General features: G+C 63.5%; 10 protein-coding genes. 8 read left to right on the top strand and 2 right to left on the bottom strand.

All coding sequences use genetic code 11. The features are described from left to right. Positions 1-56 precede the first annotated feature (56 nt). Together arfB and BLS48_RS26250 are read right to left on the bottom strand one after the other, a co-directional pair. On the bottom strand, positions 57-494 hold the full coding sequence (gene arfB, locus BLS48_RS26245; RefSeq protein WP_091584196.1) for an alternative ribosome rescue aminoacyl-tRNA hydrolase ArfB: 438 nt from the start codon (positions 492-494) through the stop codon (positions 57-59). Between the two features lie 81 nt (positions 495-575). Beyond that, positions 576-2,186 carry a phosphoenolpyruvate carboxykinase gene (locus BLS48_RS26250; protein WP_091584199.1) on the bottom strand — a complete coding sequence of 537 codons (1,611 nt, stop codon included), beginning with the start codon at positions 2,184-2,186 and terminating at the stop codon, positions 576-578. Positions 2,187-2,528: 342 nt separating this feature from the next. Here BLS48_RS26250 and BLS48_RS26255 point away from each other — a divergent pair, with 342 nt between their 5' ends. From BLS48_RS26255 to tsaE, 8 genes are all read left to right on the top strand, one after another. Then, positions 2,529-3,230 carry a response regulator transcription factor gene (locus BLS48_RS26255; protein WP_013528337.1) on the top strand — a complete coding sequence of 234 codons (702 nt, stop codon included), beginning with the start codon at positions 2,529-2,531 and terminating at the stop codon, positions 3,228-3,230. 54 nt (positions 3,231-3,284) lie between these two features. After that, a complete protein-coding gene (locus BLS48_RS26260; RefSeq protein ID WP_091584201.1) occupies positions 3,285-5,069 on the top strand; it encodes a sensor histidine kinase in 1,785 nt (594 codons plus the stop codon). Positions 5,070-5,156: 87 nt separating this feature from the next. Next, the gene (locus tag BLS48_RS26265) at positions 5,157-5,618 is read left to right on the top strand and encodes an HPr kinase/phosphorylase (RefSeq protein ID WP_091584204.1); all 462 of its coding nucleotides are present in this window, start codon (positions 5,157-5,159) and stop codon (positions 5,616-5,618) included. 164 nt (positions 5,619-5,782) lie between these two features. Further along, positions 5,783-6,184 carry a PTS sugar transporter subunit IIA gene (locus BLS48_RS26270; protein ID WP_056589309.1) on the top strand — a complete coding sequence of 134 codons (402 nt, stop codon included), beginning with the start codon at positions 5,783-5,785 and terminating at the stop codon, positions 6,182-6,184. Next, positions 6,181-6,477 (top strand): HPr family phosphocarrier protein, encoded by a 297-nt coding sequence (locus BLS48_RS26275; protein WP_091584207.1) that lies wholly within the window; start codon positions 6,181-6,183, stop codon positions 6,475-6,477. Before BLS48_RS26270 ends, BLS48_RS26275 begins: the two co-directional genes overlap by 4 nt. Before the next feature lie 184 nt (positions 6,478-6,661). After that, positions 6,662-8,062 carry an adenosylhomocysteinase gene (gene ahcY / locus BLS48_RS26280; protein ID WP_091584209.1) on the top strand — a complete coding sequence of 467 codons (1,401 nt, stop codon included), beginning with the start codon at positions 6,662-6,664 and terminating at the stop codon, positions 8,060-8,062. A 199-nt stretch (positions 8,063-8,261) separates the two neighbouring features. Beyond that, on the top strand, positions 8,262-10,817 hold the full coding sequence (locus BLS48_RS26285) for a sensor histidine kinase (RefSeq protein WP_091584212.1): 2,556 nt from the start codon (positions 8,262-8,264) through the stop codon (positions 10,815-10,817). Positions 10,818-10,825: 8 nt separating this feature from the next. Then, positions 10,826-12,337 carry a tRNA (adenosine(37)-N6)-threonylcarbamoyltransferase complex ATPase subunit type 1 TsaE gene (gene tsaE / locus BLS48_RS26290; protein ID WP_091584214.1) on the top strand — a complete coding sequence of 504 codons (1,512 nt, stop codon included), beginning with the start codon at positions 10,826-10,828 and terminating at the stop codon, positions 12,335-12,337. Positions 12,338-12,350: the final 13 nt, after the last annotated feature.

The raw sequence follows: 12,350 nt of genomic DNA on the forward strand, positions 1-12,350 counted from the left end.
AGGACGACCCGAAAGCCGCGCTTGCCGACCTGAAAGGGAATAGAAGCGGGCCGCACTCAGTCGTCGCCGACCCGGCCGCGCAGCTTTTTCACGGTCGAGCGACCGGCCTTGCTCTTCAGCCGCCGCTCGACCGAGCCTTTCGATGGCCTCGTCTTCTTGCGTGGCGGCGGTGGCGGCTCGGCCGCCTTGGCTACAAGTGCGGTCAGCCTCGCCCGGGCGTCCGCCCGGTTCTGCTCCTGCGTGCGGAAGCGTCCGGCCTCGATGACGATGACACCGTCCTTGGTGGCGCGCTGGCCGGCCATCTTGATCGTTCGCTCACGCACGCGTTCCGACAGGCCCGGCGCATTTGCCGCGTCGAAGCGCAGTTGCACGGCCGTTGCCACCTTGTTGACGTTCTGGCCGCCCGGCCCGGACGAGCGGATGAAGTCCTCGTGCAGGTCGCCCGGGTGGATCACCGCGTCGTCGGCAATGATGATCTTGTCGTCGGTCGTCATGCCGCAGTCATGGCGCGGCGGATCAAAAAAGAAAAGGCCCGATCGAAATCGGGCCCTCAATGGTGCTGAGCGACGTGGCGATTATTCCGCCGCTTCCTGCATGTGGGGCGCTGCACCCAGCACGACGGCATCGACATGGCTTTCGAACTTCCCGAAATTGTCGATGAACATGCCGACCAGTCTCGCCGCCTGCCGGTCATAGCCGGACTTGTCGGCCCAGGTCGACCGCGGATCGAGAATGGCGCTGTCGACGCCAGGAACTGCCACCGGCACTTTGAAACCGAAATGGGCGTCGGTGCGGAAATCGGCCGTCTTCAGCGAGCCGTCGAGCGCTGCGCCAAGCAGCGCCCGCGTTGCCTTGATCGGCATCCGCTTGCCAGTGCCGTAGGCGCCGCCGGTCCAGCCGGTATTGACCAGCCAGCAATCGACCTCGTGCCGGGCGATCAGGTCGCGCAGCAGATTGCCGTATTCCGACGGATGGCGCGGCATGAACGGTGCGCCGAAACAAGTCGAAAATGTCGCTTCGGGCTCGGTCACGCCCTTTTCGGTTCCGGCCACCTTGGCCGTGTAGCCGGAAAGGAAATGGTACATTGCCTGCGCCGGGGTCAGCCGGGCAATCGGCGGCATCACGCCGAAGGCATCGGCGGTCAGCATGATGATGTTCTTCGGATGATTGGCGCGCCCCGTCTTGCTGGCATTGGGGATGAACTCCAGCGGGTAGGCGCAGCGCGTGTTTTCAGTGAGCCGACCGTCGTCGAAATCCGGCACACGGTCCGCGCCGAGCACGACATTCTCCAGAACGGTGCCGAAGCGCTGCGTGGTGGCGAAGATCTCCGGTTCGGCCTCCGCGGACAGCTTTATCGTCTTGGCGTAGCAGCCACCTTCGAAATTGAAGATGCCGTGCGGTCCCCAGCCGTGCTCGTCGTCGCCGATCAGCGTGCGTGACGGATCGGCCGACAGTGTCGTCTTGCCGGTGCCGGAAAGCCCGAAGAAGACGGCGGCGTCATCGGCCGGCCCCTCATTGGCCGAGCAGTGCATCGGCATCACGCCCTTGGCCGGCAACAGGTAGTTGAGCATGGTGAACACCGACTTCTTCATCTCGCCGGCATAGGACGTGCCGCCGATCAGCACGATCTTGCGCGAAAGGTCGACGGCGATCACCGTTTCGGTGCGGGTGCCGTGACGGGCGGGATCGGCGCGGAAAGACGGCAGGTCGATGATCGTCATCTCGGGCACGAACTGCTCGAGTTCGGCGGCATCGGGACGGATGAGCAGATTGCGGATGAACAGCGAGTGCCAGGCGAATTCGGTGACCACCCTGGTGGTCAGTTTCAGTTCCACGTCGGCGCCGCCGACCAGATCCTGCACGTAAAGATCCTTGTCCGCGGCATGCGCCCGGAAATCAGCGAGCAGCGTGTCGAACTGGGCCGGCGACATCGCCTTGTTGTTGTCCCACCAGACATGCGGATCGGTGGTGCCGTCGCGAACGACGAACTTGTCCTTGGGCGAGCGACCGGTGTGCTGGCCGGTCTCGGCGATCAGGGCGCCGTGCGCGGTCAGCCGGGCTTCGCCGCGCCGGATCGATTCCTCGTAAAGGGCAGCCGCGCCGAAATTATAGCGCACCACGCCCTTGGTTTTCAGGCCGATACGATCGATCCCGCAAGCAGGATTGCGTTTGCCGACTTCCGACATGAGGGTCCCTTCTTCAATTTGCCGCATCTGCCGGGAGCATTTCCGGCGCGCCCACTACGCAGGCTGAGATGGTCAGAACCAGAAAAGCCAAATGATATCAAATCATTAATCGATTTAAATATTTTGAAAGTTGTTTAAATCGTTTATATGTGCAAGAAGTTCGGCGGTTGCCCAAAGGATTGGCAGGGTTCGATCGTCTAATCCGTAGTGAGGTGCAATTGTGACCGCCGGCACGCCGCCCGTGACAGCGGCCAGGGCCTATGCCACATTTTGTACCTAATTTGTCCTGCAAAAGCCCCTTCTCTACGAAAGAAGGGACAGCTCATGAGGGAGCCGCTTGAAATGGCAACAATCGCGCTTGTCGATGACGACCGCAACATTCTGACGTCGGTGTCGATCGCTCTCGAATCCGAGGGCTATCGCGTCGAGACCTACACGGATGGTGCGTCCGCGCTGGAGGGCCTGGCGGCACGTCCGCCGAATCTTGCCATCCTCGACATCAAGATGCCGCGCATGGACGGCATGGAGCTGCTGCGCCGGATGCGCCAGAAGTCCGACCTGCCGGTGATCTTCCTGACCTCCAAGGATGACGAGATCGATGAATTGTTCGGCCTCAAGATGGGCGCCGACGATTTCATCCGCAAACCATTCTCGCAGCGTCTGCTGGTCGAGCGGGTGCGCGCCGTGCTGCGTCGCGCCAGTGCCCGTGAAGCCGCGGCCAAGACGCCCAGCCAGCAGGCACGTTCGCTCGAACGCGGCCAGCTTGTCATGGATCAGGAGCGCCATACCTGTACCTGGAAGGGCGAGCCGGTGACGCTCACCGTCACCGAGTTCCTGATCCTGCATTCGCTGGCGCAGCGTCCCGGTGTCGTAAAAAGCCGTGATGCGCTGATGGATTCGGCCTATGATGAGCAGGTCTATGTCGACGACCGCACCATCGACAGCCACATCAAGCGGCTGCGCAAGAAGTTCAAGGCCGTCGATGACGACTTCGAGATGATCGAAACCCTTTACGGAGTCGGGTACCGCTTCCGCGAAGCATGAGTTGATGCACGACGTTATGCATCGAAATAAAGACTAGGCAGGGCCTGCTATTCGATGGCAGTGGAGGCACAGCGAACAAGACCGGCGGGCGCTGCCAGGCGACCGTCGCGCATCATGCCGTCATTCGTGTCGAAAATCACGGTGCCGATGCGTCGCTTCCTCGGCCATCATATCTTTTCCAGCCTGACGCGGCGCATCCTCTTCCTCAATCTCGCCGGTCTGGCCGTCCTGGTCACCGGCATCCTCTACCTCAACACCTTCCGCGACGGGCTGATCGATGCCCGCGTCGAAAGCCTGATGACCCAGGGCGAGATCATCGCCGGCGCGATAGCCGCCTCGGCCACGGTCGAGACCGACTCGATCAGCATCGATCCGGAAAAGCTGCTTGAGCTGCAGGCCGGCGAAAGTCTCGGCCCGGGCTCGGACCAGCTCGACAATCTGGACTTCCCGATCAACCCGGAGCGCGTCGCACCGGTGCTGAGACGGCTGATCTCGCCGACCCGGACCCGCGCCCGCATCTATGACCGCGACGCCAATCTGCTGCTCGATTCGCGCCATCTCTATTCGCGCGGCCAGATCCTGCGCTACGACCTGCCGCCGGTCGACGAGGAAGAGCCTGATCTGCTCGCGCGCATCCAGAAGTTCGTCTTCGATTTCTTCCGCAACACCGAACTGCCTGTTTATCACGAGCAGCCGGGCGGCAACGGCGCCGCCTTCCCGGAAGTGGTCAAGGCGCTCACCGGCAGCCCGTCGACCATCGTGCGCATCTCGGAACAGGGCGAGCAGATCGTTTCGGTGGCGGTGCCGATCCAGCGCTTCCGCGCCGTTCTCGGCGTGCTGATGCTGTCGACCGAAGGCGGCGACATCGACAAGATCGTCGCCGCCGAGCGCAAGGCGATCCTGCGCGTGTTTGGGATCGCGGCCCTCGTCACCGCCATCCTGTCCATGCTTCTCGCCTCCACCATCGCCAACCCGCTGCGCCGGCTGTCGGCTGCGGCCGTACGCGTGCGGCGCGGGGTCAAGAGCCGCGAGGAAATCCCGGACTTCTCCGACCGGCAGGACGAGATCGGCAACCTGTCGATCGCCATACGCGACATGACCAACGCCCTCTACGCCCGCATCGAGGCGATCGAAAGCTTTGCGGCGGACGTCTCGCACGAGCTGAAGAACCCGCTGACGTCGTTGCGCAGCGCGGTGGAAACCTTGCCGCTGGCCAAGAACGACAATTCGCGCAGCCGGCTGATGGACATCATCCAGCACGACGTCAGGCGTCTTGATCGTCTCATCACCGATATTTCCGACGCCTCCCGTCTTGATGCCGAGCTGGCGCGTGAAGATGCCGGGACGGTCGACCTGAAGAAATTCATCACCGATCTGGTCGCGGTTTCGCGCGAGGCGACGCGCAACAAGAAGGCGGTCGAGATCGAATTCAAGGTCGGCAAGCTGCCGCAGGGCGTCAAAGGCTATTTCGTCGTCGGCCATGACCTGCGCATCGGCCAGGTCGTCACCAACCTGATCGAGAACGCCCGTTCCTTCGTTCCCGAGGATCACGGTCACATCACCCTGTCGCTGGCGCGCGCCGGCAAGTTCAACATCCTCACCATCGACGACAATGGTCCCGGCATCCGGGCCGACAACATCGACCGCATCTTCGAACGCTTCTACACCGACCGCCCGGCGGGCGAGGCGTTCGGCCAGAATTCGGGGCTTGGCCTGTCGATATCCAGGCAGATCGTCGAAGCCCACGGCGGCACGCTGACCGCCGAGAACATCCCCGGCACCAAGCCCGGCGAGATCAAGGGCGCGCGCTTTGTCGTGACGCTACCGGCCGAAGCATGATCCCGAACCGGTCAGCGCAGCAAAAAGTGGGAACCGGTTTTCGGACAAGATCATGCCTCATCTCAAAAGCCATGATCCCGCAAAGTCGTGGTCGATCCGATCGTGCAGCCTGAAAACATTCACGGAACCGCGATCCTGATCGGCGAGCGCGGCGTCCTTATCACCGGGCCGTCCGGCGCCGGAAAGACGACGCTGGCGCTGACACTCCTGGACCATTGCCGCGCGCGCGGGCTGTTCTCGCGGCTGATCGGCGACGACAGGCTTCTTGCCGCGGCCCGCGGCGGGCGGCTGGTCTGTCGCGTGCCGGCGCCCATCGCTGGTCTCGCCGAAGTGCCTGGGTTCATGCCGCGCCCGCTGCCGTTCGAGCCGGGCGGAGTGATCGACCTGCATGTGAGGCTGGTGCCAAAGGCAGAGATGGCCCGTTTCCAGGAGGAAATCAGCGAGCCGGTCGCAGGCTGCCCGGTGCCGCGTATCGACCTTGCCGAGCGTAATGCCGCCACCGCCTTGCCCGCCGTGATGGCGCGGCTGTCGATCGCGCCTTTTCTATGATCCGCTGCGGATTTTTTGCTGCAATGCGTCAAAATGGCATGGGCCCGCGCAATTTTGGGCTTGTCAACCGGCCGCGCGTCGACAAGATAGCGCTCCCGCCGCCTGGAATGGCTGGCGAGCATAAAATACGCCTGTGAAGCGGCGATGACGGGAGCCACCAAAGAATGATCGGACTCGTGCTTGTAACGCACGGTCAACTGGCCGCCGAGTTCCGACATGCCGTGGAACATGTCGTCGGGCCACAAGACAATTTCGAAACCGTGGCGATCGGGGCCGATGACGATATGGAGCAGCGTCGCCGCGACATCGTCGACGCCGTGGCCCGTGTCGATACCGGGACGGGCGTCATCGTGCTGACCGACATGTTCGGCGGAACGCCCTCCAACCTTGCCATTTCGGTCATGGAGTCCGGCCGCACCGAAGTTATCGCCGGCATGAACCTGCCGATGCTGATCAAGCTCTCCTCGATCCGCAAGGGCGACAACATGGCGGCGGCGCTCGACGAGGCGCAGGCGGCCGGCCGCAAGTACATCAACGTCGCCAGCCAGCTCTTGAGCAGCAAATGAACGCGCTGTCCCCGGAAAAAGACCAGATCGTCCGGGAGTTTCCGATCGTCAACCAGCGCGGCCTGCACGCGCGCGCCTCGGCGAAGTTCGTCCAGGTGGCCAGCGGTTTCGACGCCTCGGTGCATGTCGAGAAGGACGGCGTCCAGGTCGGCGGCACCTCGATCATGGGGCTGATGATGCTGGCGGCAAGCCCGGGCTATTCGATCCGCGTCACTGCCAGCGGGCCGGAGGCCTTGCAGGTCATCGACGCGCTGGAGCAGCTGGTTGCATCCCGCTTCGGCGAGGAAGCCTGATCCCGCGCGGAGCGAAAGAGGCTTCTCCTCGACACATGCACGGATAAAGATTTCTTTATATCCCATTGTCGTCTTGAGCCTGATCTGCTAGTCAATCCGGCAATTCGCGCCCTTCGACGCGCCGACCGGCGCGGGCGCATCCGCAACCAATTCGCAGCACAACAATTCGCATCGGAGCACTGCCATGACGGGTAGCAAGGACTATGTGGTCGCCGACATCTCGCTTGCCGACTGGGGCCGCAAGGAAATCGAGATCGCCGAAACCGAAATGCCGGGCCTGATCGCCTGCCGCGAGGAATTCGGCGACAAGAAGCCGCTCAAGGGCGCGCGCATCACCGGCTCGCTGCACATGACCATCCAGACGGCGGTGCTGATCGAGACGCTGAAGGCGCTCGGCGCCGACATCCGCTGGGCCTCCTGCAACATCTTCTCGACCCAGGACCATGCGGCCGCGGCCATCGCCGAGGCTGGGATCCCGGTATTCGCCGTCAAGGGCGAGTCGCTTGAGCAGTACTGGGACTACACGGACAGGATCTTCCAGTGGACCGACGGCGGCACCTCCAACATGATCCTCGATGACGGTGGCGACGCCACCATGTACATCTTGATCGGCGCCCGCGCCGAGTCCGGCGAGGACGTGCTCTCCAACCCGCAGAGCGAGGAAGAGGAGTACTTCTACGCCCAGGTCAAGAAGCGCCTGAAGGCTTCGCCCGGCTTCTTCACCAAGCAGAAGGCGGCGATCCGCGGGGTCACCGAAGAGACGACGACCGGCGTCAACCGGCTTTACCAGCTGCAGAAGAAGGGCCTGCTGCCTTTCCCCGCCATCAACGTCAACGATTCGGTCACCAAGTCGAAATTCGACAACAAATACGGCTGCAAGGAATCGCTGGTCGACGGTATCCGTCGCGGCACCGACACGATGATGGCCGGCAAGGTCGCTGTCGTCTGCGGCTATGGCGACGTCGGCAAGGGCTCGTCGGCCTCGCTCAAGGGCGCCGGCGCCCGCGTCAAGGTCACCGAAGTCGACCCGATCTGCGCGCTGCAGGCGGCGATGGACGGTTTTGAAGTCGTCACGCTGGAAGATGCGGCCCCGACCGCCGACATCGTCATCACCACCACCGGCAACAAGGATGTCGTCACCCTCGACCACATGCGCTCGATGAAGGACATGGTGATCGTCGGCAACATCGGTCACTTCGACAACGAGATCCAGGTAGCTTCCCTGCGCAACCTGAAATGGACCAACGTCAAGCCGCAGGTCGACATGATCACCTTCCCGGACGGCAAGCGGATGATCCTGCTGTCGGAAGGTCGCCTGCTCAATCTCGGCAATGCCACCGGCCATCCCAGTTTCGTCATGTCGGCGTCCTTCACCAACCAGGTGCTGGCCCAGATCGAGCTGTACACCAAGCCCGGCCAGTACGAGAATCAGGTCTACGTGCTGCCCAAGCATCTCGATGAAAAGGTCGCGCGCCTGCATCTCGACAAGCTCGGCGCCCGCCTGACCGAACTGTCCGGCGAGCAGGCCGCCTATATTGGCGTCACTCCCCAGGGCCCGTTCAAGCCGGAACACTACCGCTATTAACCAAAGCTAAATTTCCTACCAGATATTGACGCCGGGCGATTGACTTTTCGCCCGGCTTTATTTTTGCGCGCCATCAGCCTTCACGGCGATTCGGCGAGGGTTTATTGTCAGGTGATTCGCGACGCTTCCGGCCCGAGAGGGGATCAGAGAAGCGCGTATCAGGGCGGTCTTGCATTCAGGCGGCGGAGAGGACCAAGACATGCCGGGGCAACACCCGCACAGAGCGGGACGGGCCGTTTCCGGCGGCCACGACGATTCGGGGATCGCTGGCCCTGCCTCGCAAGGCGGGAGCCTTTCATGGCGCGCCCGCGCGCGACTGTTCCTTGCCACCTCTGCGTTGGCCGGCCCCTTGCTCGGTGCGGTCGCGCATGCCGAAGCCGTGGGGGTCGCCGCCGCCGGCTTTTCGATCAGCACGGTGGAGGTCATGCAGCTTGCCGTGTTTGTCGGCGTGACGGGCGCGGCACTTCTGTCGGCCATCGTTCTCATCCGCGAACGGGCCCGCACCTCGGCGGAAAATGTCGAACTCAGGAGCCGCATCGCCGACATCAACGCGGCTCTGCGCCGCTCCGAAGCGCTGCTCAATCTGCGCGACCAGCGTGTGGTCGTGTGGGCCTCCGAAAACAAGAAACCCGAACTCATCGGTACATTGCCGGTCGAAAGCGGCGCTCCCGACGACCGTGCCGCCTTCCTCGCTTTCGGTCGCTGGCTAATGCCGCGCTCGGCGGCGGCGCTCGAGCATGCCATTGCGGGGTTGCGCGAAAAGGCGAAACCCTTCGACCTCGTCATCGAATCGCAGGCCGGCGCACCGCTTGAGGTGCATGGCCGCAAGAGCGCGGCGCATGTGATCGTGCGTTTCGTCTCGCTTTCGGAGACGCAGCGCAGCCAGGCCAGGTTGAAGATCGAAAACCAGCGCCTCGTCGCTGACCACGAGACGATGATTGGCCTGCTCGACGCGCTGGAGATGCCGGCATGGCTGCGCACCGAGGATGGGCGGTTGAAGTGGGTCAACCGGGCCTATGCCGACGCGGTCGAAGCCGACAATGCGGAGACGGCCGTTCGCGAGGCGAAGGAGTTTCTCGGCGGCCAGGCACGCGATGCGATCGCCGCCCAGCACAAGTCGCATCCGGTCTTCGAGCAGACGCTTTCCACCGTGATCGAAGGCGACCGCCGCGTGTTCGCGGTGACGGACTTCGCCGGCCCGGATGGTTCGGCCGGCCTTGCTTGCGACACCAGCGCCATCGAGGCGGTTCGCGGCGAATACGAGCGGACCGTCAGAAGCCACGCCGACACGCTCGACCAGCTCAACACCGCGGTCGCCATTTTCGACACCGACGAGAAGCTGCGGTTCTTCAACCAGGCTTTCCAGAAGCTATGGGGTCTCGACAGCGGCTTCCTGCACAGCGCTCCCGACAATGCGCTGTTGCTCGACCGTTTGCGCAGCGAGGGCAAGATCGCCGAGCAACCCGAATGGCGTCGCTGGAAGGAAGGCCTGCTTGGCGCCTATCGCGCCGTCGAATCACAGGAACATTGGTGGCACCTGCCTGATGGCAAGACCATCCGCGTCGTCGCCAACCCGCAGCCCAAGGGCGGCGTGACCTGGGTATTCGAGAATCTGACCGAGAAGATGGACCTCGAAAGCCGCTACCAGACCGCGGTGCGGGTCCAGGGCGAGACGCTCGACAATCTTGCCGAAGGCGTGGCGGTGTTCGGTCCCGATGGCAGGCTTCGACTGTCGAACCCTGCCTTTGCGACACTCTGGGGGCTGAGCGCGGAGGCCGCCAAGCCCAATGTCCACGTATCCACCATCCGCGACCTTTGCGACCGGCAGGCGGTCGACAGCCCCTGGCCCGGCTTCGTTGCCGCCGTCACCGGTTTCGACGACGAGCGCCGCGACCGCCACGGCCAGACCGAACTCAACAATGGCAATGTGCTGAGCTACGCCATGATCCCGTTGCCCAACGGGCAAGTGATGATGACGTTCGTCGATGTCACCGACAGCGTCAACGTCGAACGGGCGCTGAAGGACAAGAACGAGGCGCTGGAGAAATCCGATCAGCTCAAGAATGAATTCGTCCAGCACGTGTCCTATGAACTGCGCTCGCCGCTGACCAACATCATCGGCTTCACCGAACTGCTTTCGCTGCCGGCGACCGGCCCGCTGACGCAGAAGCAGCGCGAATATGTCGGGCATGTCAGCTCGTCCTCCTCGGTCCTGCTCACCATCGTCAACGACATCCTCGACCTGGCCACCGTGGATGCCGGCATCATGGAGCTCGATATTTCCGAGGTGCATGTCGACCAGACCATCGCCGCCGCGGCGGAACTGGTGGCCGACCGGCTGGAAGAGCATTCGATCAGGCTCGAGGTCGATGCCGCCAAGGCGCCGAAGACGTTTCACGGCGACGAAATCCGGGTCCGCCAGATCCTCTACAATCTGCTCAGCAACGCCGCCAACTACGCGCCGGAAGCCAGCACCATCAGGCTCGCTTGCCGCCAGCTGGCGGACGGCGTGGAATTCTCGGTTCATGACGACGGACCCGGCATGCCGCCGGACCTGCTCGATTCGGTATTCCGCCGTTTTGAGCCGCGCACCAATGGCGGCCGCCGTCGCGGCGCCGGTCTCGGCCTGTCGATCGTGAAGAGCTTTGTCGAACTGCATGGCGGCAACGTTCGCATCGAGACCGGCAAGGACAAGGGCACCACCGTCATCTGCACCTTTCCCGACATGCCCGGCATCCGCGCAGCGGCCGAGTAGCGCACTCGATGACGGGATTGGTGCTGGAGTGTTTACTCGCGGACGAGACACAGACAGCGCTGCTGGGCGAGGATCTGGCGCTGGCGCTGCGCGCCGGTGACGTGCTGGCGCTCAAGGGTGATCTCGGCGCCGGCAAGTCGACGCTGGCACGGGCATTGATCAGGGCATTGGCCGACGATACCGGCCTCGACGTTCCGAGTCCGACCTTCACGCTGGTACAGAGCTACGATACCCGCATCCCGGTCCATCACTTCGATCTCTACCGCCTGTCCTCGGCGGCCGAAATCGACGAGTTGGGTTTCGAGGAAGCCCTGACGCAAGGTGCCGCTCTGGTCGAATGGCCGGAACGGGCGGAGGCCTATCTGCCGAAAACCTCGGTGCTGATCGAACTCATCCAGCATGGCGAGGGCCGGCTGGCGCGACTGTCGGGGCAAGGTGCCGCCTTCGACCGCGTGGCACGGTCGCTGGCCATGCGCGACTTTCTTGGGAGTGCCGGCTGGGGCGATGCGCGGCGCCGCCATTTCATCGGCGATGCCTCTGCCCGCTCCTATGAGATCGTTTCGCTTGCCGGCCACAAGCCGCGAGTGCTGATGAACTCGCCGCGGCTGGTGCTCGGACCGCCGGTGCGCGACGGCAAGCCCTATGCCGAGATCGCTCACACCGCCCAGTCGGTCTCCGCCTTCGTCGCCATCGACCGGGCATTGAAGGCTGGCGGCGTCAGCGTTCCGCAAATCCATGCCGAGGACCAGGATCAGGGGTTCCTTCTGCTCGAACATCTTGGTTCCGAGGGATTCCTCGGTGAGGACGGCCAACCGGTGGCCGAGCGTTACGCGGCGGCGGCGGAGCTGCTCGCCATGATGCATGGCAGGAGCTGGCCCCGGCACATGGAAACGGGGCAGGGCGGCTTCCACGACGTGCCGCCTTTCGACCGGGACGCCATGATGATCGAAGCCGATCTGCTGGTCGACTGGTACGTGCCGGCGATAGCGGGCAGCCCGGCAAGCGAGAGCTTGCGCGCCGGCTACGCCAAAGAATGGAATGCGCTTCTCGACCGGCTGGACGGCCGCGAGTACACGCTGATGCTGCGCGATTTCCATTCGCCCAACATCATCTGGCGCGGTGACCGTTCCGGCCATGATCGGCTGGGCATCGTCGATTTCCAGGATGCGCTGATCGGTCCTTCAGCCTATGACGTCGCCTCGCTCGCCATGGATGCCCGCGTCACCATATCGCCGCAGATCGAGAAAAGGACGCTCGATGCCTATGTCGCGGCGCGTCATGCGGCGGGGGCTTTCGATGAAGCGAGCTTCCTGGAATCCTATGCAATCATGGCGGCGCAGCGCAACTCCAAGATCCTCGGCATCTTCGTGCGCCTCGAAAAGCGCGACGGCAAACCCTACTACCTGAAGCATCTGCCGCGCATCCGCGACTATCTGCGGCGGGCGCTGTCCCATCCTGCCTTGGCCAGCCTGCGGGATTTCTACAACGCCAATGGTTTGCTCGAGGAGCGAACGCTGTGACAGCAGGACCGGA

The sequence above is a fragment of the Mesorhizobium qingshengii genome, from assembly GCF_900103325.1.
Taxonomy (GTDB): Bacteria; Pseudomonadota; Alphaproteobacteria; order Rhizobiales; family Rhizobiaceae; genus Mesorhizobium; species Mesorhizobium qingshengii.